Raw genomic sequence first — 22,399 nt, forward strand, 5'->3', positions numbered from 1 at the left:
TTGTCAGAAAGCGCCGAAGCAAAAGTGGTCGGCGGATGACATGGATTGAAGCAAACCCTTTCAAGATGATGAATCAGATAAGTCTTAACCGGTAAACTGACAGCATGCATCGCATAACCGTCAGTGCTCGCGTCAATCTCAGCCATCTGTTCTGGCTGCGCAGTCTCGCCATCATCGGCCAGCTCTGCACGATCGCGTTCGTGCAACTCTTCATCGGCGTGCAGTTGCCGTTGGCCGCCATGCTGTTCGTGATCGCCATGGAAGTGGCGTTCAACGGCGTGACCTGGCTGCGCGTCACGCAGGATCGTCCCGAATCGAATCTCGAACTGTTCGGCCAGCTCTGGGTCGATCTCGGCGCGCTTTCCGCGCTGCTCTTTCTCTCCGGCGGTACGACCAATCCGTTCGTCTCGCTGTACCTGCCCTCGCTCGCCATCGCGGCCGCCGTGTTGCCGTGGTATCTCACCGCCTGGCTCGCGGCCTTCGCAGTGGCCTGTTACGTGCTGCTCGGCTTCGATAACGTGCCGCTCAATCTCGACAATCCCGCCAACCTGTTCGACTACTATCGCGCGGGCATGTGGGTGAACTTCATGGTGAGCGTGTGCCTGATCGTGTGGTTCGTCGCGCGCATGTCGCGTGCGCTGCGCCAGCGCGACACCGCGCTCGGCGACGCGCAGCAGCGCCTGTTGCGCGACGAGCGTGCCGTGGCGCTGGGCGTGCAGGCCGCCACCGTGGCGCACGAGATCGGCACGCCGCTCTCGACCATCGCCATGCTCACCGAGGAGCTGCGCGACGTCGCGCGCACGGACAAGGGCCTCGAACCGTATGCCCCCGACCTCGAACTGCTCGACAAGCAGATCTCGCTTTGCACCTCGGCGCTCGCACGACTCAGAAGCCGCGCCTCATCCACCGGCGCGCGCCAGCTCGTGAGCGAATGGCTCGGGCCGTTCGTCGAGCAATGGCGCCTGCGCCATCCGCACGTGAAGTTCGAACTCCTCGACAATGGACTGAACGACTTCGCCCTCGACGACGCCGTCGCCGTTGGCCAGATCCTCACCATCCTGCTCGACAACGCCGCGCGCGCCAGCCGCGATTTCGTGACGCTGCGCGCCTATGCGGCCGCGCGGGCCGGCTACGTCGATTTCGAAGTTTGCGATGCCGGGCCCGGCATTCCGTCCTCGCTGCGCGCTTCGCTGGGCGCCGCGCCCGTGGACAGCACCCAGGGCGGTCACGGCGTCGGGTTGTATCTGGCGTTTTCGTCGGCGGCGCGGCTTGGCGGCTCGATCGAACTCAACGACGTCACGCTGCCCGGCAGCGCGTCGGGCGAAGTGAGCGGCGCGGATGACGAGACGTCGACCGGCGCCGTAACCGGCGGCGGCACGCGCACGCGCCGTCCACGCGGCACCCGTGCGGTGCTGCGCTTGCCGGCGAAGCAGGTCAAGGCGGGTCAGGCGAACCCCGCGGCGGCGCGCGAAGGCGCAGCGCCCGCGGGTTCGGAGATTGGATCAGGCGAGGGGCCGACCCGGTCCGACGCCGCGTAACAACACGGAGAATCAGGCATGAGCGATATGAGTTTTCTGGTCATCGACGACGACGAAGTGTTCTCCGACATCCTCACGCGCGGCCTCACGCGGCGCGGCTTCGAGGTGAAGCAGGCACACAATGCGGAAGAGGCGATTCGCTTCGCCAATCAGCAGAAGTTTTCGCAGATCACCGTGGACCTGCATCTCGGCAACGACTCGGGCCTGTCGCTCATCGCGCCGCTGCGCGAACTGCAGCCGGACGCACGCATGCTCGTGCTCACGGGCTACGCAAGCATCGCCACAGCGGTGCAGGCCGTGAAGGACGGCGCGGACAACTATCTGGCCAAGCCCGCCAACGTCGAGATGATTCTCTCGGCACTCCAAAGCGATGCGAGCGCCGTGCAGGCCGAAGAGGCCATCGAGCACCCGGCGCCGCTCTCGGTCGCGCGCCTAGAATGGGAGCACATCCAGCGCGTGCTGGCCGAGCACAACGGCAACATTTCGGCCACGGCGCGCGCGCTCAACATGCACCGCCGCACGCTGCAGCGCAAGCTCGCGAAGCGCCCGGTGCGCCAGTAAGCACAGTCCGGAGCGGTAAAAGAAAAGGGACCCCGCGGGGTCCCTTTTTCATGCGTCATGCGTAACGTTTAGAGCACGTAACGCGACAGGTCTTCGTCCTGCGCCACTTCGCCGAGCGCGCGGTCGACATAGGCAGCGTCGATCGTCACGCTCTTGCCCGCGTGATTGCCGGCCGCGAACGAGACATCTTCCAGCAGCTTCTCGATCACCGTGTACAGACGGCGCGCGCCGATGTTCTCGGTCTTCTCGTTCACGGAGAAGGCGATTTCCGCGAGGCGGCGAATCCCGTCTTCGGCGAAATCGAGCTGCACGTCCTCGGTGGCGAGCAGCGCCTGATACTGCTTCACGAGGCTCGCGTCGGTCGCGACCAGAATCGCTTCGAAGTCCTTCACGGAGAGCGAGTCGAGTTCCACACGAATCGGGAAACGGCCCTGCAGCTCGGGAATCAGATCGCTCGGCTTCGAAAGATGGAACGCGCCGCTCGCGATGAACAGAATGTGATCGGTCTTCACCATCCCGTATTTCGTGTTGATGGTCGTGCCTTCCACGAGCGGCAGCAGATCGCGCTGCACGCCCTGACGCGAAACTTCGCCACCGCTGCCTTCGTTGTTGCGCGAGGCGATCTTGTCGATTTCGTCGAGGAACACGATGCCGTTCTGCTCGACGTTCTGCACGGCCTTTTGCTTGACCTCTTCGTCGTTGAGCATCTTGCCGGCTTCCTCGTCGGTCAGCAGCTTGAGCGCTTCCTTGACCTTCACCTTGCGGCGCGTTTTCTTGCCGCCGCCGAGATTGGCGAACATCGAGCGGATCTGCTCGGTCATGTCTTCCATGCCCGGGGGGCCCATGATGTCCATGCCCACTTGCGGCTGCTCGACGTCCAGCTCGATTTCCTTGTCGTCGAGCTGGCCTTCGCGCAGGCGCTTGCGGAAGGTCTGGCGCGTGGTGTTGTCGCCGCTTTCGGCGTGGCTCGCCGCATCGGACGAACCGAAGCCTACCGGGCGTGCCGTCGGCAGCAGGATGTCGAGGATACGGTCTTCGGCCTGATCCGTGGCCTTGCTGCGCACCTTGCGCATTTCCGTTTCGCGCGTCTGCTTCACCGAGATTTCGATGAGGTCGCGCACGATGCTATCTACGTCGCGGCCCACGTAGCCCACTTCGGTGAACTTGGTCGCTTCGATCTTGATGAACGGCGCGTCAGCGAGCTTCGCGAGACGACGCGCGATTTCGGTTTTGCCGACACCCGTCGGCCCGATCATAAGGATGTTCTTCGGCGTGATTTCCTGGCGCAGCGGCTCGGCGACCTGCTGGCGGCGCCAGCGGTTGCGCAGCGCGACGGCCACGGCCTTCTTCGCGTTCGCCTGGCCGATGATGTGCTTGTCGAGTTCCGAGACGATCTCGGCGGGGGTCATGGTGCTCATCCTGATTCCTTCTCGTCGGTACGGTCGGTTGGCGAGTTATTCGATGGTTTCGATCACGCGGTTGTGATTCGTGTAGATACACATGTCGCCCGCGATCTCGAGCGATTTTTCGACGATCTCGCGCGGCGAGAGTTCGGTGTTCTCCACGAGCGCGCGGGCCGCGGCCTGCGCATACGCGCCGCCCGAACCGATCGCGCAGATGCCTTCTTCGGGATCGAGCACGTCGCCGTTGCCGGTGATCACGAGCGTGGTGGTCGCGTCGGCGGCGATCAGCATGGCTTCGAGGCGGCGCAGCATGCGGTCGGTGCGCCAGTCCTTGGCGAGTTCGACGGCGGCGCGCGTGAGGTTGCCCTGATGCTTTTCGAGCTTGGCTTCGAAGCGGTCGAGCAGCGAGAACGCGTCGGCGGTGCCGCCGGCGAAGCCGACCATGACCTTGCCGCCGTAAATGCGCCGGACCTTCTTCGCGCCACCCTTCATGACGATGTTGCCGAGGGTGACCTGGCCGTCGCCGCCGAGCGCGACCTTGTCGCCGCGCCGCACGGATACGATCGTCGTGCCGTGAAATTGCTCCATGTGCGTTCCTTTTTACCGTTGATGCCGGGTTGGATGCGAAGGTGGTATGCCTGCCGCTTTCGGGTGGGCGCCGCGGTGCTCGCGCGCCGTGCACGCTGCGGGCGCGGCCGCCCTGAATCCGGGCGCGTCGCGCGCGCTTCTCGCGCGCCGCGAGCGCATATCACCTGGAGTTTAGGGCGGCGATGGGCATATCAAGGGCCGCGGGCGCAGAAAACGGCACGGCGGCTCGGTGGCGCCGCGGCCACGCGCAAAAGAAAAAAGCGCACGGGGCTCCGTGCGCTTCGACAGGGAAGGCAAGTCGCTAGCCGCGCAAGCAGGGCTTCGCGGCCAGAATAAAGCTCAATCGCCGAACAGCTTCTGGCGCAGTTCGCGTCGCTCTTGCGCTTCGAGCGAGAGCGTGGCGGTCGGGCGCGCGAGCAGACGCGGGATGCCGATCGGCTCGCCCGTTTCTTCACACCAGCCGTAGTCGCCGGAATCGATGCGCGCGAGCGATTGCTGCACCTTCTTGAGCAGCTTGCGTTCGCGGTCGCGCGTACGCAGCTCGAGCGCATGCTCTTCTTCGATGGTCGCGCGGTCGGCCGGATCGGGAACGATCACGGTTTCGCGCAGATTCTCGGTGGTCTGGCCCGCATTGCGGAGGATTTCCGCCTGCAGCTGTTCGAGCCGGTTCTTGAAGAAGGCGAGCTGATCCTCGTTCATGTAATCCTTGTCGCTCATCTTCAGGATTTCGGCTTCGGTCAAGAGTCGTTTCGTCGTCATCTGGCTTGCTTCTTCAATGAGTGAGGCAAAACTGGCACATCTTGCCTGCACTTTTGTGTTGCCCGCAGTGGCCGCGGTGGCCGTTACCAACCTTTACCACTTTGCCAGGCGCAGTTACCGCGCCGTTATATGCGCGCTGGCGGGCACGGACGATGAACTGTCGTGACGCCCGAAGCGCCGCTGCGGGGCCGAACTCCTCTGGAAACCGGTCATCAGATGCTTGTGAGGCATATATCGTACCGACTGCGCGCTGCGACGCGATGCGCTGCCGGCGGGGCGTCCCTCGGGAATTCCGGGGCACCTCTCTTCCAGTGGGGCCGTATTGTAACCGAACCGCAAACTCGCGCCGCAAGCGGGAAATCCCTGCTGCCACCCGCCTGTCGCCAGGCCGTTTGCGCACCGGTCGATATCCAGAAAATATAACGCGCCAATCGTGAAAAAGCGATGGTCGGGTACGTTATTTGACGCACAGAACCGGAAGGAATGCTTTGCGCCGGCCGCAAACCTGGCGCCGGCGCTGCGTCGCAGTGCAAACTCCAGACGAAAACGCCCGGCAGCGAGCCGGGCGTATCGGGAAAAGCGGGGGAGCCGCTCAGGCGAGGCAGGCGTCGAGCCCGTCGGTGATGAGGTCCTGCGGCAGTTCGATGCCGATGAACACCATCTTGCTGCCCTTCTTCTCGATCGGCAGCCACTTGGCGGCCAGATCGCTGCCCATCATCTGGTGCACGCCCTGGAACACCACCTTGCGGTCCACGCCTTTCATGTAGAGCACGCCCTTGTAGCGCAACAGGCGCTCGCCGTAGATCTGCAGGATGCCGCCGAGGAAGTCTTCCAGGCGGTTCGGATCGAACGGACGGTCGCTGCGGTAGACGAACGACTTGATCTTGTCGTCGTGGTGCGCGTGATGGTGGCCTTCGTGGTTGCACTGGCCGTGATCGTGGTCGCAATCGGCGTGATCGTGGTCATGCGCGTGGTCATGGTCATGATCGTGATGCGCATGAGCGTGATCGTCTTCGGCGAGGAAGTCGGGGTCGATTTCGAGCTTCGCGTTCAGGTTGAAGCCGCGCAGGTCGAACACTTCCTTGATGTCGGCCTCGCCGAAATTGACCTGGCGGATCTGCGCCTTCGGATTCATGTGCAGCACGCGATGGCGCAGATCGGCGAGTTCATTCTCGTCGACGAGGTCGGCCTTCGTGATGAAGAGGCGGTCGGCGAAACCGACCTGGCGCTGCACCACTTCGTGCTCGTCGAGCTGATGGTTGCCGTGCTTGGCGTCCACGAGCGTGATGATCGCGTCGAGCAGGAATTCGTCGGCGATCTCGTTATCCATGAAGAACGTCTGCGCGACCGGGCCCGGATTGGCGAGGCCGGTGGTTTCGATCACCACGCGGTCGAAGTCCAGCTTGCCGTCGCGCTTTTGCTGCGCGAGATCGCCGAGCACGCGCGCGAGGTCGCCGCGAATCGTGCAGCAGATGCAGCCGTTGCTCATCTGGATGATCTGCTCGGTGCTGTCCTGCACGAGGATTTCGTTGTCGATGTTCTCTTCGCCGAACTCGTTCTCGATCACGGCGATCTTCATGCCGTGCTTCTCGTTCAGGATGCGCTTGAGCAGCGTGGTTTTACCGCTGCCGAGAAAGCCGGTCAGGATGGTGACGGGAATCATGCTGGTTGCCATGCTGTCTGCCTGGTAGGTGTTCGAGGGGTACGTTCAGGCGCGCCGCTTCGTGCTGTCGCTGCCTTCGAGTGTTACAACATAACTTCCTATTGAAACATATCTGCGCCGCGCCCGCATGCGGCGGCCGGGCGTGAGACCCAATCGGGGCGCGAACAGGCGGCCCGAAAGGCGTTCCGGCGCGGCGCCGAAAAGCCTCAAGTAAGGCCGTCTCAGGCGATTTGCAACAGCAGGCCTTTCAGATATTCGCCTTCCGGGAATGCCGTGAGCAGCGGATGATCCACGCCGGCGCCAAGGCGCTTGAGGATACGCGCGTCCACCCTGGCGTCGGCGGCGGCGCCGGCCACGATCTTCTGGAACAGCGCCGAATCGATCGCACCCGAGCACGAGTACGTGAACAGCAGACCGCCCGGACGCAGCAGCTTGAAACCCGTGAGGTTGATGTCCTTGTAGGCGCGCGCGGCGCGGTCCACGTGTTCGCGCGAGGCCGCGAACTTGGGCGGATCGAGCACCACGAGATCGAAGCGCTCGCCATCGTCGTAGAGGCGGCGCAGCGTCTTGAAGGCATCGGCGTCGAGCCAGGCGGCGAGCGCGGCGTCGAAGCCGTTCGCCTCGACGTTTTTCTGCGCGGTGGCGAGTGCTTCGCCCGAGGAATCGATCGACACGACCCGTTTCGCACCGCCCTTCATGGCCGCGAGCGAGAAGCCGCCGGTGTAGCAGAAGCAGTTGAGCACCTCGCGCTCGCGCGCGTACGTCTGCACGAGCGCGCGGTTGTCGCGCTGATCCACGTAGAAGCCGGTCTTGTGCCCGTTGCGCACGTCCACGTGATAGCGCACGCCGTTCTCGCTCGTGATGATCGTGGCCGGCGGTTCGTCGCCTGCGAGCAGGCCCGTGATCTGTTCGAGCCCTTCCTTCTCGCGGATCGACACGTCCGAGCGCTCGTAGACGTTCGGGCAGCCCGTGGCCGACGTGAGCGCGGCGACGATCGCCTCCTTCCACGCCTCGACGCCCGCCGCCATGAACTGGCACACGAGCTGGCCGCGGCCGCTTTGCGCAACATCACCGCCGTCTTCGATGTAGTAATCGACGATCAGGCCAGGCAGGCCGTCGGCCTCGCCGAAGATCAGGCGCACCGCGCCCGTGCCGCTCACCATCGCGCGGCGGTCGGCCACGGCGCGCTGCACGCGTCGCTTGAAGAACGCGTGGTCGATGGGCTCGTTTTCGTCGAAGCTCCACACGCGTGCGCGAATCTGCGAATGCGGGCTGTAGGCGGCGCGCCCGAGGAAGCGGCCGTCGGCCGAGCGCACGATCACGGTCGCGCCTGGCGCGGGCTTGCCTTCCACGCGGTCGATCGCGTTCGCATAGACCCACGGATGGCGGCGCAGCAGGGATTTTTCTTTGGACGGCTTGAGGGTGACGATATTCATGATGGCTTCGATGCTGGGTAACGGCACTCGTGTCGCGCAGCGTTGCACGAGCGCCGTGGCGTATCAATCGCGCTTCTTGGCGCGTGGATGCGCGGTGTCGTAGACCTTCGCGAGATGCTGAAAGTCGAGCGACGTGTAGACCTGGGTTGCCGAGATGCTCGCGTGGCCGAGCAGTTCCTGCACGGCGCGCAGGTCGCCGCTCGACTGCAGCAGGTGGGTGGCGAACGAGTGCCGCAGCACGTGCGGGTGCACGTTCGCGGGAATGCCCGCCGCGATGGCGGCGCGCTTCACGCGCTCGCGCACCACGCCGGGCGCCATGCGGTTGCCGCGCACGGAGAGAAAAAGCGGGGCGTCGTCGTGCTTCACGAAGGCGCTGCGGGCGGCGAGCCAGGCGTCGAGCGCGTCGAGCGCCTTGCGCCCGACCGGCACCATGCGGTGACGGTTGCCCTTGCCCAAGACCTCGACTTCGGCGGCGTCGCGCTTGAGCCAGCCCGCCGATTCGTAGCCGTCACGCTTGACGTAACGCACGTCGAGTCCCACGAGTTCGGCGAGCCGCAGCCCCGACGAGTAGAACAGCTCGAGCATCGCGCGGTCGCGCAACGCCTCGGGGCCGCCTTCCTCTGTGCCGGCGACGGCAGGCGCTTCCATGAGATGCGCGGCGTCGTCGACGGAAAGCGCCTTCGGCAGCGTTTTGGCGCGCTTGGGCGCACGCACGGCGGCCACGGGATTCGCGTCCATTTCGATGCGCCCCGCGAGCCAGCGATAGAAGGCGCGCCAGGCCGACAGCCGGTGCGCGATCGAGCGCGCCGAGAGGCCGCCCGCGTGCGCGCGCGCCACCGCGCCGCGCACTTGCGCGGCGGTGACCGTTTCGAGCGGCTTGTCGCTCGCGAGCTTCTTCAGCTCGTCGAGTTCATGCGCGTAGCCGCGCAGCGTGTGCTCCGAGAGCCGCCGCTCGTGTTCGAGCATCGCGAGATAGTCGGCGATCGGATCGGTTGGGTTCACGTTGGGCGGCTTCGGTGTGCGTCAGTGCGGCAGCAGGCGCGAGAGCGCCGCGCTCGCCAGTGCACCGATCTGCGTGAGAAAGTCGGTGGCCATGCCTTCGTGGAAGCGGCGCGGGTCGGGCGAGCCCATCACCAGCAGGCCGAAAGCTTCGCCCCCTGGCGCGTCGTTCGAGGCCACAGCGGGGGCGCGCAGCGCGATGATCGCGACCGATTCGGCGGCGCCTTCACTCGAGTCGAGCCATTGCGCGGCCTCGAAGCCGGTGTTCGCGCCGCAATACGGCGTGTCGAGACTGTTCGCGAAGATACGCACTTCCTCGCCGGTATGGCGCGCGAAATCGGCCTGGCTGTAGGACTCGGCGACGTCCCAGACGCGCAGCGCGGCTTGCGGCATGTCGAACACGTCGCGCAGGTTCTGCGTGATCGAGCGCGGCAGCGCGTACGGGTCGCGCTCGGCGATCATGCGCGTGGTCCAACGGTTGAACTTCGCGGCGATCGAATCGTTCTCGTGGCCGTAGCGCAGCAGCTCAGAAAGACGCCGCTCGAGATGCTTGTTCTTCTCGCGCAGCATTTCCATCTGGCGCTCCTGCAGCGAGACGGCAGCCTTGCCGTGCGGATTGCCTAGCTTGATCGTCGCGAGCAGTTCGGCGTGCTCAACGAAAAAATCGGGGTGGGCGAGCAGATAGTCGGCAACTTCGCGATCGTTCATGTTGTGGACGCGTTGTAGTTGTGAGGTGCGCACGGCGGCGCGCAGTCTGTCATGCGGTTGATTGTTTTCGAGTATTCGTGCGGCGCGACGTTCTCTCGTTGCGCGCGCCGTACGAGGCCGATGTTGCGTGTCAGTCGGCCAGCTCGATCTCGCCTTCGAACACCGTGGCGGCCGGGCCCGCCATGGTGAGCGCGGCGGATTCGTCGCGCGCGCCGTCCCAGGCGATGGTCAGCAGGCCGCCGTGGGTATGCACCTTCACGGGCGTGTCGAGCAGCCCGCGGCGAATGCCCGCCGCCACGGCCGCGCATGCGCCCGTGCCGCACGCGAGCGTTTCGCCGGCGCCGCGCTCGAATACGCGCAGCTTCACTTCGTGGCGCGAAACGATCTGCATGAAACCGGCATTCACCTTGTTCGGGAAGCGCGCATGCGTTTCGATGACCGCGCCTTCGGCTTTCACCGGGTACGCCTCGACGTCGTCGACGACCTGCACCGCGTGCGGATTGCCCATCGAGACGACCGACACCCAGCGCCGGGCGCCGTTCACGTCGAGCGGCCAGAGCGTGTCGTTGCCTTCGCGGCGGCCTTCCAGGCCGTTCGCGTTGAACGGCACGTGCGCCGGCTCGAACTCCGGGCGGTCCATGTCGACGACGACTTCACCGTTTTCCTGCACGACGAGCGTGATCGTGCCCTTCTGCACCTGCACGCGCACGCGATTCGAATCGGTGAGCTTGCGATCGCGCACGAATTTCACGAAGCAGCGCGCGCCGTTGCCGCAGTGCTCCACCTCGCCGCCGTCGCAATTGAAGATGCGATAGCGGAAGTCGACGCCTTCCACGGTCGGCTTCTCGACCAGCAGCAACTGGTCCGCGCCGACGCCGAAGTGGCGATCGGCGAGCGCGCGCACACGCTCGGGCGTGAGCGCGAGGTCCTGGCTGTAGCCGTCGAGCACGACGAAGTCGTTGCCCGCGCCGTGCATCTTGGTGAATTTGAGTTTCATGCCGGTATTGTAAGCGAGGCCCGGGCGAAAACCCGGGCCCGGGTCGTGTGCGCAACGCTCATTGATAGACGCTCGGCTCGCCTGGCGGGCGCGTCTTGAAGCGCTTGTGGACCCAGTAATACTGCTCGGGAATATGCGGAATCTGTTCTTCGAGGAAAGCGTTCATGCGGCGCGCGTCGAGATCGTCGTCGCCGGTCGGATAATTTTCCCAAGGTTTGAACACTTTCAGCCGATAACCCTTGTAATTGGGCAACACCTCGCCGATGAACGGTACCACCTGCGCATGACCCACCTTCGCCAGACGCCCCACCGCAGTCAGCGTGCACGCCGGCACACCGAAGAAGGGCACGAACGTGGAATTGCGCATGCCGTAGTCCATGTCGGCGCCGAGCATCACGGGCTTCTTGTCGCGCAGCCAGCGCAGCACGGCGCGCGCGCTGTCCGCGCGGCTCACCATTTCCGCGCCGAAACGGCTGCGTCCCGCCTTGGCCGCGGCTTCGAATTCCGGGTTCGAGAACGGCTGGTAGAGCGACCCGCACGGCCGGTGCAGCGAGTAGTTCAGAAACATGGAGCCCGCCTCGATGCCCACGAAATGCAGGCCGAGAAAGAGCGTCGGCGGCAGGTTCGGATCGGTGAGATCGATCTCGCTGTCGAGTTCGACGATCTTTTCGAGCTTCTTCGCCGAGGCGAACCATTGCACGCTGCGCTCCATGTAGCTGCGAATGGCGTGGCGAAAGTGCAGCCCCGCCACTTCCTCGCGCTTTTCGTCGCTCCATTCGGGGAAGCACAGGCGCAGATTCGTATGAACGACGCGCTTGCGCCGGCTCGGGATCTTGTAGAGCAGCCAGCCGAGGCCGTCGCCCAGACGCGCGACGAAGCCATAGGGCAGGATCGCGAACAGCTTGAGCAGGCCGATGGCGAAACGGGAGCCGAGTTTGCCTATCATGCGGCAACTCCGCTGCAGGGCTTGCGAACTGTGAAGGGGGCGATGAGCGGCACGCGGGAGAGACTCTGCGACAATTTAAGGAAGTCGCTATAATAAGGGCTTCGCCGAGTTAATAGACAACTTGCGGGGCGAAGCCGGTGGGCTGTGAACTGCGCGTAATCGAACGCGAATCATGGCAACCGGGCAGCAATTCCGCTAAAGCGTCGCCGCTTCAAAGCTCCCGAAGCTGGCTACGTGAACTCAACCGTCACCAGCTACAAGGAGCTAGACACGTGGCAAACGACTATTTCTTCACCTCCGAATCCGTCTCCGAAGGCCATCCGGACAAGGTCGCCGACCAGATCTCGGACGCGATCCTCGACGCCATCCTCACGCAAGACAAGTATTCGCGCGTTGCAGCGGAAACGCTGTGCAACACGGGTCTCGTCGTGCTGGCCGGTGAAATCACCACGACGGCCAACGTCGACTACATCCAGGTCGCGCGCGACACCATCAAGCGCATCGGCTACGACAACACCGACTACGGCATCGACTACCGCGGCTGCGCGGTGCTCGTCGCTTACGACAAGCAGTCGCCGGACATCGCCCAGGGCGTGGACCGCGCGCACGACAACAACCTCGACCAGGGCGCCGGCGACCAGGGCCTGATGTTCGGCTATGCGTGCGACGAAACGCCCGAGCTGATGCCGCTGCCGATCCACCTGTCGCACCGTCTGGTCGAGCGCCAGTCGAACCTGCGCCGCGACGGCCGTCTGCCGTGGCTGCGTCCGGATGCGAAGTCGCAGGTCACGATTCGCTACGTCGACGGCCGGCCGCACGCCATCGACACCGTCGTGCTCTCCACCCAGCACTCGCCGGACATCGACCTCGGCACGCTGCGCGAAGCCGTGATCGAAGAAGTCATCAAGCCGGTGCTGCCGGCCGAGTTGATCAAGGGCGACATCAAGTTCCTCGTGAACCCGACCGGTCGCTTCGTGATCGGCGGCCCGCAGGGCGATTGCGGTCTCACGGGCCGCAAGATCATCGTCGATACGTACGGCGGCGCAGCCCCGCACGGCGGCGGTGCGTTCTCGGGCAAGGATCCGTCGAAGGTGGACCGCTCGGCAGCCTACGCCGGCCGTTATGTCGCGAAGAACATCGTGGCCGCCGGCCTCGCGTCGCGCTGCCTGATCCAGGTGTCGTACGCCATCGGCGTGGCCGAGCCGACCTCGGTCATGGTCAACACGTTCGGCACCGGCAAGGTTTCGGACGCGACGATCACGAAGCTCGTGCGCGAACACTTCGACCTGCGTCCGAAGGGCATCATCCAGATGCTCGACCTGCTGCGCCCGATCTACGAAAAGACCGCCGCTTATGGCCACTTCGGCCGTGAAGAGCCGGAATTCTCGTGGGAAGCGACCGACAAGGCGCTGACTCTGGCCGAAGCCGCCGGCACGGAGCCGGTGAGCGCAGCCGTCGCGTAAGCGTTCGCATAAGCCGGCCTCGCGCCGGCTCAAGTGAAGCAAGCGAAGAAAAACCCCGCAGGGCGCAAGCCCGTGCGGGGTTTTTGTTTTCTGCGGATCGCGCGGCGTGGCTCGCGCGCGGACTCAGCGCATCGCGAAGCCGAACCAGCCCGCACTGCTCGCGGCCATCCGGCGCGGCTTGCGCGTGCTGCGCGCCACATGAACCGTGGAAGGCGCGGCGAGCGTGCGCAGCGGTGCATTCGGACGATACAGCAGCGTGCGCAGCGAGAAGTGACGCGAGCCCGAGCGCATGCGCAGCACGGCGAAGAACGAGTGGAACCAGCTGCGCATGCCGTCGACAGGCTTCGCTTCGCGCACTTGTTGCGTGAGCGCGCGGGTGCGGGCGGCGTGGTGTCGCAGTGCGCGCACCAGGTGACGGCGGGCTGGGCGTGCCGCTTTCAGGGCAGTGTGGGCGGCGTGGGTCATGCGTTGAGTATCGAAGAGGGTATGCATGGCGGTTGAGCAATCGGGTTCGAGGTGCGCCTTGCGCGACGCTTTGCATCGAGCAGCAAACGTGCCTGTCTTTCAGGGCGTCACGATGTCTGTGGACGGGAGACGGGCCGCATGGCGCGGCGTAGGACGCGACGCGACGGATTCTTCTGTTGGAGCACCTTGTGTGGCAAGGCGTTCACGGCGATCCGTCCGTGCGATGAGAATTCGGCGAAGTCGAACAACATCGCGACAGGCTACACGCGAATCGTGACCGCAAAAAGTCGGTTAATACCCGGCCCTGCGCGTCTTTGATGCACACGATCCCGCCCTTTGTCTTCATCGCGGTGCGCGTGCGCCATTCGCGTGCGGCTCGATCCGAGGCGCGCATGGAGCCACTTCGTGTGAGCGCGTGGTCCTTCCCGCCGTGCCGGCACGCTTTACAATCGATGAGTCGGCGCGCGCCGACGCCTCAGCCTTATCGTTTGACGAAGCGACGAACGCAGGCTGCGGCCCTTGCTCGCATCGAGATCGCATAACGGAAGTCCCATGTCAGTCCATTCAAAGAAAGAACAGGTGCAGGCGCTGCGCGAGCGCGGCTTCGTGGTCGTGCCAGGGCTCGTTTCGCCCGAGCGCTGCGAGGCGATCAAGCGGGTTGCGCAGGAGCAGTTGCAGGCGGCTGCGGCGCCGCTCGAATTCGAAGCCGATTTGCGCTACCCCGGCGCGCCCGAATCGAAGGCCGCGCCCGGCGGCCACACGGTGCGGCGCCTGCTCGACGCCTACTCGCGCCACGCGCTGTATCGCGAGTGGGCCACGTCGCCGGAAATCGCGGGGTGGATGGAGCTGTATTTCGGCGAGGAGCCGGTCCTCTCGCGTGCGCATCACAACTGCATGATGACGAAGCACCCGCACTACGGCAGCCTGACGGGCTGGCACCGCGACGTGCGCTACTGGTCGTTCGAGCGCGACGACCTCGTGTCGGTCTGGCTCGCGCTCGGGCCGGAGAAGATGGAAAACGGCGGCCTGTGGTTCGTGCCGGGCTCGCACGACGCGCCGTTCACCTCGGACAGGTTCGACGCCGCGAAATTCTTCCGCGCCGACCTGCCGGAGAACAAGGCGTGGATCGATCGCGCCATCGCCCCGACGCTCGCCGCCGGCGATGTGGTCTTCTTCCACTGCAACACGCTGCATTCGGCGGGGCAGAACCAGAGCGATCAGGTGAAGTTTTCGCTCGTGTACACCTATCACGGCGCGAGCAACGTGCCGCTGCCGGGCACGCGCTCGGCCTCGAAGCCCGAGGTGAGGTTCTGAGGCGATGCAGCCGTGCTCTTCGTTAGCGCCGACGCCCCGACATCGCGAGCCCGGTGATGCCTGCGAGCGTCGCGGCGATGCCGCCCCCAATCAGGAGGATCGTGCGATTGGTGGGCGCGCCGGTAAAGAGGCGCGACATGTCGTTCGCGAACGAATGGAGCGACTGGCCGCCGAAGTACAACAGGACGACGCCACAGGCGATGAGCGCGATCGAAATCGCTTTGGCCATGAACAACCTCTCGCAAAGGATGGACGCCGCAGTGTAGGCGAGCGGCCGCGGCGCGTCCAGGGTGCGGTTTTTTCACCGGCCTGACACGCGCTCTCCATCGCCTTTCCCGCATAGTGGGCATCTGCACGGCTTGGGCGGATTGGCTAACATAGCTGCCTCACGCGAGCGTCGCGCCCCACGGCACGTCGCGCCCATCCCTTCGCTCACTTCCCGTTTTCGCCGAGGATTCAGATCATGGCTTACGAAGCAGCCTCAGAACGCTATTCGGACATGCAGTACCGCTTTTGCGGCAAGTCGGGGCTCAAGCTGCCCGCGCTGTCGCTCGGTCTGTGGCACAACTTCGGCGACACCACGCCGATCTCGACCCAGCGCGACATCCTGCGCACCGCGTTCGATCTCGGCATCACGCACTTCGACCTCGCGAATAACTACGGGCCGCCGTACGGCAGTGCGGAAACCAACTTCGGCCGCATTTTCAAGGACGATTTCCGTCCTTACCGCGACGAACTGCTGATCTCGTCGAAGGCGGGTTGGGACATGTGGCCGGGCCCGTACGGCCAGGGCGGCGGCTCGCGCAAGTACGTGCTCGCGAGCCTCGATCAGAGCCTGCAGCGCATGGGCCTCGACTACGTCGACATCTTCTATTCGCACCGCTTCGACGTGGAAACGCCGCTCGAAGAGACGGCGGGCGCGCTGGCCACGGCCGTGCAGCAGGGCAAGGCGCTCTATGTCGGCATCTCGTCGTATTCGCCCGCGAAGACGCGCGAAATGGCGCGACTGCTCGCCGAATACAAGGTGCCGCTGCTCATTCACCAGCCGTCGTACAACATGCTCAACCGCTGGGTCGAGGAAGAACTGCTCGACACGCTCGAGGACCTGGGCACGGGCAGCATCGCGTTCACGCCGCTCGCGCAGGGCGTGCTCACGAACAAGTACCTGAACGGTGTGCCCGAAGACGCGCGCGTGAACCGTCCGGGCGGCGGCTCGCTCAAGAGCGAGCACCTGAGCGAGCAGAACATCGAGCACGTGCGCAAGCTCAACGACCTCGCGCTGCGCCGCGGCCAGAGCCTCGCGCAGATGGCGATCGCCTGGACGCTGCGCGGCGGCCGCGTGACCTCGGCGCTGATCGGCGCGAGCCGCGCGGAGCAGGTGCGCGAGAACGTCGCGGCGTTGAAGAACCTCGAGTTCTCGAAGGAAGAACTCGCGGAGATCGACCGCTATGCGACCGAAGGCGGCGTGAACCTGTGGGAGAAGCCGTCGACCGATCAGCCCATCTGAGCGGCACGCTTCTGCCTGCTTGCCGGCGCAAGGAACCGCCTCCTCGCGAGGCGGTTTTTTATGCGCGAACGATAGGCCTTACATCGGCCGTGGCCGCGCGGCGCGCCGTTCTTCGCTTTGTCATGTGGCCCTGCTAACGTCGCGGCAGCCTTTGCCGCGAGGAATCACCATGGAGTTCTTGAGCGCCGAAACTGAAGCGCTTTCCCCGTCCGCCACCCGCGCTGAACCCGCCAGGCGGCCAACCCACTCGCCCCAGCCCGCGACGGCGGCTCGCACCAACGCCGCGCTGATCGCATTCGCGTTCACCGCGCTCTGCTACGAACTCGTCGGATTGCCGCTCTTGCTGGACGCAACGGGCGGCCCGACGCTCGCCTTGCTGGCGACGCTCGCCCCCGTCGTGCTCGCCACGCCGATCCACTGGGGCCTCATTCACGAAGGTATCCACGGACAGCTGGCGCGCGACCGGCGCGTGAACGAATGGCTCGCCCGCGCGCTCGCGATCGGTCTGGCGATGCCGTTCGACGCCGTGCGTTTCGGACACCTGATGCATCACCGCTTCACGCGCGAGCCGTTCGACCGCCCCGATGTGCACGACACGCATGGGGCGAGCGGCCCGCGCTGGCGTCGTCGCGTGGCGTACTACGGGCGGCTGATGGGTGGTCTCTACCTCGCCGAATTGCTGCTGCCGCTCTTGGCGTTCATGCCGGGGCGGCTCGCGCGCGCCATCATCGAGCGCGGCGTGGGCGCGCATGGCCGCGAAGGCGTGCAGGTGCAGCGGCTCTTCGCGAACCACGCCACCGATCCCGTGAGGCGCCGCCGTGCGCGGCGCGACTGGCTTGCGTCGCTCGCCCTCTATGCGGCTTCGTTCGCGCTCTACGGCAAGGCCTGGCCCGTGCTGCTCGCGGCGATGTATCTGCGCGGACTGTGGCTCTCGCTCGCCGACAACCTGCCGCACTACGGCGTCGCGCTCGACGAACCGGGTCGCGCGCGGGATTTTCGCGTGCCGCGTGCGCTGGGCGTGCTGCTGATGAATCACCATCTGCATCGCCAGCATCATCTGCGTCCGACGCTGCCGTGGACAGCGCTCCCCGCGCTAGCACACGCCGAAGAGGCCGCAGGCGCGTCTGCGCGAACGGGCTATCTGGCCGCTGCGTTGCGTCAGTTCAAGGGCTTGCAGCCGGGCGTCGATCCCGGCTGAGGAGGGGGCAAGCGAATGCCGCGCGTGCGCGCAAGCCGCGGCGCTTCGAGCCGCGAGGATTCCGCTTCGTCGCTTCGTCGGTTCGCGCGTCTGCGCATCGCGAGCCGCCGTGCGTAGGAAGCGTGCGCCAAACGTCCGCTACATCAGCGCCGGCAGTGTCTCGACGAGTGCAACGGCCGCGAGTACGCCGATCAGCGCGCCGATCACGCGCAGCGTGTTGTGTCTGAATTCCGTTGCGCACGGCACTGCGCCAAGAAAGAGCGCGCCAGCGAGGGCCATCGGGATGATCATCACGAAATCGCCGATCGTGAAATAACCTTCCATGCTTGTCTCCTGTCGATCCGGAGTGAGTGCTTCAGCACTGACTCCGGTCCCATGCAGGGGTTGCGTATCGTATGGGCGACGAAGGCTCGCAATGGTTGTCGTTCTCGTCGCCATGCCAATGGCATGGCGCTGCGGCCCCGGGCCTGAAATCGAGTATAGGTGAGGCCGGCGAGCGCGGCGGCGCGCGTGAACGCCGCGAGGCTTTCCGTGAATCTCCTGTCGCGCCGCAAAAGCCCGCCAGAGACGGAGTTCCGCTGCGGTGCGATGCGCGCGGCGTGCAAATCGCCAGTCGTCTGAATATTACGGACGCCTTTCGATTGCGCACGGCACACAGAGGCGCGGGTGCGAACGTTGCATGCCGCGCGAGCTCAGGCCGCTCCGGCGCGCTCGCGCGCGCGCAAGGTGAGCGCGAGTGCTAGGCCCACGGCCAGCAGCACGATCACGAGGCCGGCCACGCCGCCCCAGCCTGCACCGGCCCAGAAGTGTCCGCCGATCGAACCCATCACGCTCGAGCCGAGGTAATAGGCGAGCAGGTAAAGCGCAGCCGCCTGGCCCTTCGCTTCGCGCGCGAGGCGCCCAACCCAGCCGCTTGCTACTGCGTGCCCCGCGAAGAAGCCGATGGTCAGGCAGGCGATGCCCGCGGCAATCGCCGTGAGCGGCGCGAACAGCGTGAGCACGACGCCCGTGAGCATCAGCGCGAGACTGGCGATCAGCACGCGGCCGCGCCCGAACGTGTCGGCCATGCGGCCCGACCACGGCGAGGCGACCACGCCTGTCAGGTAGACGAGGAAGATCGCGCCGATGGCCGCCTGGCTCATGTGATAAGGCGCCGCGATCAACCGGTAGCCGATGTAGTTGTAGAGCGTGACGAAGCTGCCCATCAGAACGAAGCCCATCACGAACAGCATGGGCAGACCCGGCCGCGCGAAATGGCGCAGCAGCGCCGCGCGATGATGCGCGAAACCGAGGCCGCTCTTCGGCGCGAAGTGGCGCGAGGGCGGCAGCAGCGAGCGGAACGCGAACATGGAGGCGAGCCCGAGCACCCCGATCACGGCCACGGCCGCACGCCAGCCGAACAGATCGGTGACGATGCCCGTGATCACGCGCCCCGCCATGCCGCCGATAGCCGTGCCGCCGACGTAGAGGCCCATCGAGAGACCGAGACCGTCCGGGTGCATTTCCTCGGCGAGCCAGGCCATGGCCACCGCGGGCACGCCGCCGAGCGCGATGCCCAGCAGCGTGCGCAGCACGAGCAGCTCATGCCAGTGCGGCACGAAGGCGGTGGCGAGCGCGAGCAGCGACGAGGCGCACAGCGATGCGGTCATCATGCCGCGCCGGCTCCAGCCTTCGGAGACGAAGCCCGCGACGAAGATCGCAACGGCAAGCGCGGCCGTGGTGAACGAGAGCGAGAGGCTGCTCTGCGCGGGGCTCACGCCGAAGGTCTGGGAGAACGCGGGCAGGAGCGGCTGCACGCAGTAAAGAAGCGAAAAGGTGGCGTAGCCGGCGAACAGCAGCGCGAGGCTTGCGCGCCAGAATGCGGGGGTGCCGCGTTCGATGTACGGAACGGCGGAGGGCGCGGAAGTGCGCGGGGCGCCCGGTGATGCAGTCACGACAGGATCTCCAGCAATATGGCAAAGGCGCAACGATACGCCTGTTGGGCAAATGGCGTTGTCGAGCGCCGCAGGCCGGGTGCCTGGCGTGACCGCGCGGCCGTTTAGCCCGGCGCGCGCGAGGCGCCGGGCTGCGCGCTGCGAGCGGCGGCCGGCGCAGCGCCTTGCGGCCCGCTGGCGGGCTGCGCTTTGTGCGCATCGTCCGGGTGGACCAGCGCCGCGTCGCTCGGCAAGTCCGCCGCGTTCCAGCCGCCGCCGAGCGCCTTCACGAGCGCGACGCTCGCCGCCATGCGCCGGCGCGAGATCGCCACGGCCTGGCGTTCGTTGGTGAGCGCCGTGGTTTGCGCGACCACCACGTCGAGATAGGTGATCGCACCGCCTAGATAGCGATTGTTGATGGTGACGAGCGTGCGCTGCGCGGCATCCACCGCGCGGTCCTGGGCGTTCGCCTCCTGCTCCAGCACGCGCAGCGCCGCGAGGTTGTCCTCGACCTCGCCGAAGGCGTCGAGCACTGTCTGGCGATACTGCGCGACGTTCTCGTCGTACTGCGCGCGCGCTTCGTTGCGCACCGCCTCGCGCCCGCCGAAGTCGATCAGCGTGCCCGCGAGCGTCGGCCCGAGCGACCAGAAGCGCGCGGGCGCGACGAGCCACTGGCTGAAGTTGGTCGCCTCAAGGCCGCCCGTGACCGCGAGCATGAGGTTCGGGAAGAACGCCGCCGTCGCCACGCCCACCTGCGCGTTCGCGGCGGCCACACGGCGCTCTGCGGCCGCGATGTCGGGGCGCCGTTCGAGCAGCGTCGACGGCACGCCCGGCGGGCTCGCGATCGCGCGCACCGCGTAGGCTTCCTTCGGCGCGGCAGCGAGTGTGAACGTGGAAGGCGACTGTCCGGTCAGGATGGCGATGGCGTGCTCGAGCTGCGCGCGCTGAACGCCGAGATCGATCGCCTGCGCCTCGGTGGTCTGCAGCTGCGTTTGCGCCTGGCCCACGTCGGCGTCGGTGGCGATGCCGCCCGCGTAGCGGTTCTGCGTGAGTTCGAGCGATTCGCGGTAGGCCTTGATCGTGTCGTCGAGCAATTGCCGTTCGCGGTCGATGCCGCGCAGCTCGAAGTAGTCGGTCGCGAGTTCGGCCTGCATGGAGAGCAGCACGGCCTGCATGTCGGCGGCGCTCGCCTGTGCGTTCGCCTTGGCGGCCTCGACGTTGCGCGCGACGCGGCCCCAGATATCGGGCTCCCATGTGGCGTCGATGCCCACGGAGTAGTCGTTGATCGTTTGACCGGCCTTCGACGTGTACAGGAGATTCTGCGAGGTGCGGTAGCGCGAGAAGTCGCCGCTCGCCGTCACGAGTGGGAAAAAGCTGGAGCGCTGCTGCGCGACGTTCGCGCGCGCCGCGCGAAAGTGCGCCTGCGCGGCCTGCACGTTCTGGTTCGCGCCTTCGACCTGGGCTTCGAGCGCGTCGAGCGTGGCGTCCTCGTAGATTGTCCACCACGCGCCGCGCGAGGCGCTATCGGCGGGCTGCGCAATCGTCCAGCCCGTGCCTTCGAGTTCCTTGAACGTCGCGGCCACGGGCATGGTGGGGCGCACGTAGTCGGGGCCCACCTTGCAGCCGCCGAGCGCCGCAAGCATGGCCAACGCGCACAGTCGAATCCGCGCGTGCTTCATCATTCGCCCTGCGCCTGCGCGCTGTTGCCCGTGTTCCTGCCCGCGCCACTCGCACCGCTCGCGCCATGCGCCGCATCGGCCTCGTGCTCGCCGTGCGGCTGCACGATGCGCACCGGCGTGCCGTCGACGATCGCGTCCTGCGGATTGACGATCACGCGCTCGTCGCCGGAGAGCCCCGCCGCTACCGCCACCCGCGTGCCGAAGTCGGTGCCGAGCGTCACATTCACGAGCTTCACGCGATTTTGCGCATCGACGGTCGCCACCTTCACGCCGTCGGGGCGGAACAGGAAGGCGTTGCCGGGCAGCGTGATCGGCGTGGCCGAACCGTCGAGCGCGAAGTGGACCTGCGCGTAGGCGCCGGGCAACAGTTCGCCGCTGCGGTTGTCCACATCGACTTCGACCAGCATCGTGCGCTGCTGCGCGTCGACGGCACCCGCCGTGCGCGCGACGATGCCGGGAAAGTGCTTGCCCTGCTCTTCGTTGAGCGTGAGATACGCATGCTGCTGCACGCGGATCTGCTGCGCGTAAGCCTGCGGCACGTTCGCGTACACGCGCAGACGGTCGGCCTGCGCAAGATGGAACAGCTCCTTTTGCGAGGTGCCGCCGTTGCCCGCGTCGATGAGTGCGCCCACGTCCACGTTGCGCGCCGTGACGATGCCGTCGAAGGGCGCCGTCACGCGTTCGTACGACTGCAGCTGCGAGAGCCGTGAGACGTTGAAGCGCGCGGAGTCGAGCGTGGCCTTTTTCGCGAGCATGTCGCCGACTTTCTCGTCGGTGTCCTGTTTTGCCACCGAGCGCGTTTGCAGCATCTGCGTCCAGCGGTCGGCCGTGGTTTTCGCGAGCGCGTAGTTCGCTTCGGCGTTGGCGAGATCGGCGCGCGCGGCGCGCAACTGGTCGTCCACTTCGGGGGCGTCGATTTCGGCGAGCAACTGGCCCGCCTTCACGTGCGCGCCGATGTCGAAGTACCACTTGCGCAGATAGCCGCTCGTGCGCGCGTAGATCGGCGTGTCGAGAAACGCCTGCACGTTGCCGGGCAGCACGAGGTCGAGCGCGCGCGTCGAGCGCTGCGGCGTGACGACCTGCACGGTCAGCGTGCTCGCGCTCTTTGCCTCGCGTTCGAGCGCCGCATGCGCGCTATGGCGCGACCAGATGCCCTGCGCCGCGAGGCCGAGCACGATGAGCGCGGCGAGCACAAGGGGCCAGCGCCGCGATCGATGAGGCGACGGCTCTTGCGGCGAAGGCGTTTGCGAATGATTCGTCAT

At 66.1% G+C, this 22,399-nt stretch carries 21 protein-coding genes; 6 read left to right on the plus strand and 15 right to left on the minus strand.

The window, feature by feature from the left end; genetic code table 11:
* Positions 1-104: 104 nt before the first annotated feature.
* Complete coding sequence (locus ACOJB8_RS06845) at positions 105-1,538, plus strand: ATP-binding protein (protein WP_475011700.1); 1,434 nt, start codon at positions 105-107, stop codon at positions 1,536-1,538.
* A gap of 18 nt (positions 1,539-1,556) precedes the next feature.
* Positions 1,557-2,099 carry a response regulator transcription factor gene (locus tag ACOJB8_RS06850; RefSeq protein ID WP_069264661.1) on the plus strand — a complete coding sequence of 181 codons (543 nt, stop codon included), beginning with the start codon at positions 1,557-1,559 and terminating at the stop codon, positions 2,097-2,099.
* 68 nt (positions 2,100-2,167) lie between these two features.
* Here the strand turns inward: ACOJB8_RS06850 and hslU are convergent, their stop codons facing one another.
* The 9 genes from hslU to ACOJB8_RS06895 all read right to left on the minus strand — a co-directional run bounded on the left by hslU (position 2,168) and on the right by ACOJB8_RS06895 (position 11,598).
* Positions 2,168-3,517: an ATP-dependent protease ATPase subunit HslU gene (gene hslU / locus ACOJB8_RS06855; protein ID WP_069264664.1), complete on the minus strand. Its 1,350-nt coding sequence runs from the start codon at positions 3,515-3,517 to the stop codon at positions 2,168-2,170.
* 36 nt (positions 3,518-3,553) lie between these two features.
* Positions 3,554-4,090 carry an ATP-dependent protease subunit HslV gene (gene hslV, locus ACOJB8_RS06860; RefSeq protein WP_238465739.1) on the minus strand — a complete coding sequence of 179 codons (537 nt, stop codon included), beginning with the start codon at positions 4,088-4,090 and terminating at the stop codon, positions 3,554-3,556.
* A 339-nt stretch (positions 4,091-4,429) separates the two neighbouring features.
* On the minus strand, positions 4,430-4,849 hold the full coding sequence (dksA, locus tag ACOJB8_RS06865) for an RNA polymerase-binding protein DksA (protein WP_028203189.1): 420 nt from the start codon (positions 4,847-4,849) through the stop codon (positions 4,430-4,432).
* A gap of 592 nt (positions 4,850-5,441) precedes the next feature.
* Positions 5,442-6,512: a CobW family GTP-binding protein gene (locus ACOJB8_RS06870; protein WP_475012074.1), complete on the minus strand. Its 1,071-nt coding sequence runs from the start codon at positions 6,510-6,512 to the stop codon at positions 5,442-5,444.
* A gap of 221 nt (positions 6,513-6,733) precedes the next feature.
* A complete protein-coding gene (locus tag ACOJB8_RS06875; protein ID WP_069264671.1) occupies positions 6,734-7,948 on the minus strand; it encodes a class I SAM-dependent rRNA methyltransferase in 1,215 nt (404 codons plus the stop codon).
* A 63-nt stretch (positions 7,949-8,011) separates the two neighbouring features.
* Positions 8,012-8,914, minus strand: coding sequence for a tyrosine recombinase XerC (gene xerC / locus ACOJB8_RS06880; protein ID WP_368603814.1), 903 nt, complete (start codon positions 8,912-8,914; stop codon positions 8,012-8,014).
* 57 nt (positions 8,915-8,971) lie between these two features.
* Positions 8,972-9,655: a DUF484 family protein gene (locus ACOJB8_RS06885; protein WP_069264673.1), complete on the minus strand. Its 684-nt coding sequence runs from the start codon at positions 9,653-9,655 to the stop codon at positions 8,972-8,974.
* A 130-nt stretch (positions 9,656-9,785) separates the two neighbouring features.
* Positions 9,786-10,652, minus strand: a complete 867-nt coding sequence (gene dapF / locus ACOJB8_RS06890) for a diaminopimelate epimerase (RefSeq protein ID WP_342949112.1) — start codon at positions 10,650-10,652, stop codon at positions 9,786-9,788.
* A 58-nt stretch (positions 10,653-10,710) separates the two neighbouring features.
* A complete protein-coding gene (locus tag ACOJB8_RS06895) occupies positions 10,711-11,598 on the minus strand; it encodes a lipid A biosynthesis lauroyl acyltransferase (protein ID WP_342949111.1) in 888 nt (295 codons plus the stop codon).
* A 272-nt stretch (positions 11,599-11,870) separates the two neighbouring features.
* On the opposite strand from ACOJB8_RS06895, the gene metK reads away from it, so the two are divergent.
* Positions 11,871-13,061, plus strand: coding sequence for a methionine adenosyltransferase (gene metK / locus ACOJB8_RS06900; RefSeq protein ID WP_028203182.1), 1,191 nt, complete (start codon positions 11,871-11,873; stop codon positions 13,059-13,061).
* Between the two features lie 123 nt (positions 13,062-13,184).
* Here metK and ACOJB8_RS06905 read toward each other — a convergent pair whose 3' ends face one another.
* Positions 13,185-13,553 carry a hypothetical protein gene (locus ACOJB8_RS06905; protein WP_069264679.1) on the minus strand — a complete coding sequence of 123 codons (369 nt, stop codon included), beginning with the start codon at positions 13,551-13,553 and terminating at the stop codon, positions 13,185-13,187.
* Between the two features lie 525 nt (positions 13,554-14,078).
* On the opposite strand from ACOJB8_RS06905, the gene ACOJB8_RS06910 reads away from it, so the two are divergent.
* Positions 14,079-14,840: a phytanoyl-CoA dioxygenase family protein gene (locus tag ACOJB8_RS06910; protein ID WP_342949110.1), complete on the plus strand. Its 762-nt coding sequence runs from the start codon at positions 14,079-14,081 to the stop codon at positions 14,838-14,840.
* 22 nt (positions 14,841-14,862) lie between these two features.
* Here the strand turns inward: ACOJB8_RS06910 and ACOJB8_RS06915 are convergent, their stop codons facing one another.
* Positions 14,863-15,069 carry a DUF3185 family protein gene (locus ACOJB8_RS06915; protein WP_069264683.1) on the minus strand — a complete coding sequence of 69 codons (207 nt, stop codon included), beginning with the start codon at positions 15,067-15,069 and terminating at the stop codon, positions 14,863-14,865.
* 234 nt (positions 15,070-15,303) lie between these two features.
* Between ACOJB8_RS06915 and mgrA the strand changes: the two genes are divergently transcribed.
* Complete coding sequence (gene mgrA / locus ACOJB8_RS06920) at positions 15,304-16,347, plus strand: L-glyceraldehyde 3-phosphate reductase (protein WP_342949109.1); 1,044 nt, start codon at positions 15,304-15,306, stop codon at positions 16,345-16,347.
* Between the two features lie 169 nt (positions 16,348-16,516).
* Positions 16,517-17,545, plus strand: coding sequence for a fatty acid desaturase family protein (locus tag ACOJB8_RS06925; RefSeq protein WP_475011713.1), 1,029 nt, complete (start codon positions 16,517-16,519; stop codon positions 17,543-17,545).
* Between the two features lie 138 nt (positions 17,546-17,683).
* Here ACOJB8_RS06925 and ACOJB8_RS06930 read toward each other — a convergent pair whose 3' ends face one another.
* The 4 genes from ACOJB8_RS06930 to ACOJB8_RS06945 form a co-directional block, all read right to left on the minus strand.
* Positions 17,684-17,869, minus strand: a complete 186-nt coding sequence (locus ACOJB8_RS06930; protein WP_028203177.1) for a hypothetical protein — start codon at positions 17,867-17,869, stop codon at positions 17,684-17,686.
* 368 nt (positions 17,870-18,237) lie between these two features.
* Positions 18,238-19,479, minus strand: a complete 1,242-nt coding sequence (locus ACOJB8_RS06935) for an MFS transporter (RefSeq protein WP_475011715.1) — start codon at positions 19,477-19,479, stop codon at positions 18,238-18,240.
* Positions 19,480-19,583: 104 nt separating this feature from the next.
* Positions 19,584-21,140: an efflux transporter outer membrane subunit gene (locus tag ACOJB8_RS06940; RefSeq protein ID WP_475011717.1), complete on the minus strand. Its 1,557-nt coding sequence runs from the start codon at positions 21,138-21,140 to the stop codon at positions 19,584-19,586.
* Positions 21,137-22,399, minus strand: coding sequence for an efflux RND transporter periplasmic adaptor subunit (locus tag ACOJB8_RS06945; RefSeq protein WP_475011719.1), 1,263 nt, complete (start codon positions 22,397-22,399; stop codon positions 21,137-21,139). Before ACOJB8_RS06945 ends, ACOJB8_RS06940 begins: the two co-directional genes overlap by 4 nt.

Source organism: Paraburkholderia sp. BR10141, from assembly GCF_056155635.1.

Coding starts and splice junctions, on each gene's coding strand:
- ACOJB8_RS06875 (WP_069264671.1), bottom strand. CDS start 7,948: ATGAATATCGTCACCCTCAAGCCGTCCAAAGAAAAATCCCTGCTGCGC.
- ACOJB8_RS06845 (WP_475011700.1), top strand. CDS start 105: ATGCATCGCATAACCGTCAGTGCTCGCGTCAATCTCAGCCATCTGTTC.
- mgrA (WP_342949109.1), top strand. CDS start 15,304: ATGGCTTACGAAGCAGCCTCAGAACGCTATTCGGACATGCAGTACCGC.
- dksA (WP_028203189.1), bottom strand. CDS start 4,849: ATGACGACGAAACGACTCTTGACCGAAGCCGAAATCCTGAAGATGAGC.
- ACOJB8_RS06885 (WP_069264673.1), bottom strand. CDS start 9,655: ATGAACGATCGCGAAGTTGCCGACTATCTGCTCGCCCACCCCGATTTT.
- ACOJB8_RS06925 (WP_475011713.1), top strand. CDS start 16,517: ATGGAGTTCTTGAGCGCCGAAACTGAAGCGCTTTCCCCGTCCGCCACC.
- ACOJB8_RS06895 (WP_342949111.1), bottom strand. CDS start 11,598: ATGATAGGCAAACTCGGCTCCCGTTTCGCCATCGGCCTGCTCAAGCTG.
- xerC (WP_368603814.1), bottom strand. CDS start 8,914: ATGCTCGAACACGAGCGGCGGCTCTCGGAGCACACGCTGCGCGGCTAC.
- ACOJB8_RS06930 (WP_028203177.1), bottom strand. CDS start 17,869: ATGGAAGGTTATTTCACGATCGGCGATTTCGTGATGATCATCCCGATG.
- ACOJB8_RS06915 (WP_069264683.1), bottom strand. CDS start 15,069: ATGGCCAAAGCGATTTCGATCGCGCTCATCGCCTGTGGCGTCGTCCTG.
- hslU (WP_069264664.1), bottom strand. CDS start 3,517: ATGAGCACCATGACCCCCGCCGAGATCGTCTCGGAACTCGACAAGCAC.
- hslV (WP_238465739.1), bottom strand. CDS start 4,090: ATGGAGCAATTTCACGGCACGACGATCGTATCCGTGCGGCGCGGCGAC.
- dapF (WP_342949112.1), bottom strand. CDS start 10,652: ATGAAACTCAAATTCACCAAGATGCACGGCGCGGGCAACGACTTCGTC.
- ACOJB8_RS06905 (WP_069264679.1), bottom strand. CDS start 13,553: ATGCATACCCTCTTCGATACTCAACGCATGACCCACGCCGCCCACACT.
- ACOJB8_RS06910 (WP_342949110.1), top strand. CDS start 14,079: ATGTCAGTCCATTCAAAGAAAGAACAGGTGCAGGCGCTGCGCGAGCGC.
- ACOJB8_RS06850 (WP_069264661.1), top strand. CDS start 1,557: ATGAGCGATATGAGTTTTCTGGTCATCGACGACGACGAAGTGTTCTCC.
- ACOJB8_RS06940 (WP_475011717.1), bottom strand. CDS start 21,140: ATGATGAAGCACGCGCGGATTCGACTGTGCGCGTTGGCCATGCTTGCG.
- ACOJB8_RS06945 (WP_475011719.1), bottom strand. CDS start 22,399: ATGACGAATCATTCGCAAACGCCTTCGCCGCAAGAGCCGTCGCCTCAT.
- ACOJB8_RS06870 (WP_475012074.1), bottom strand. CDS start 6,512: ATGATTCCCGTCACCATCCTGACCGGCTTTCTCGGCAGCGGTAAAACC.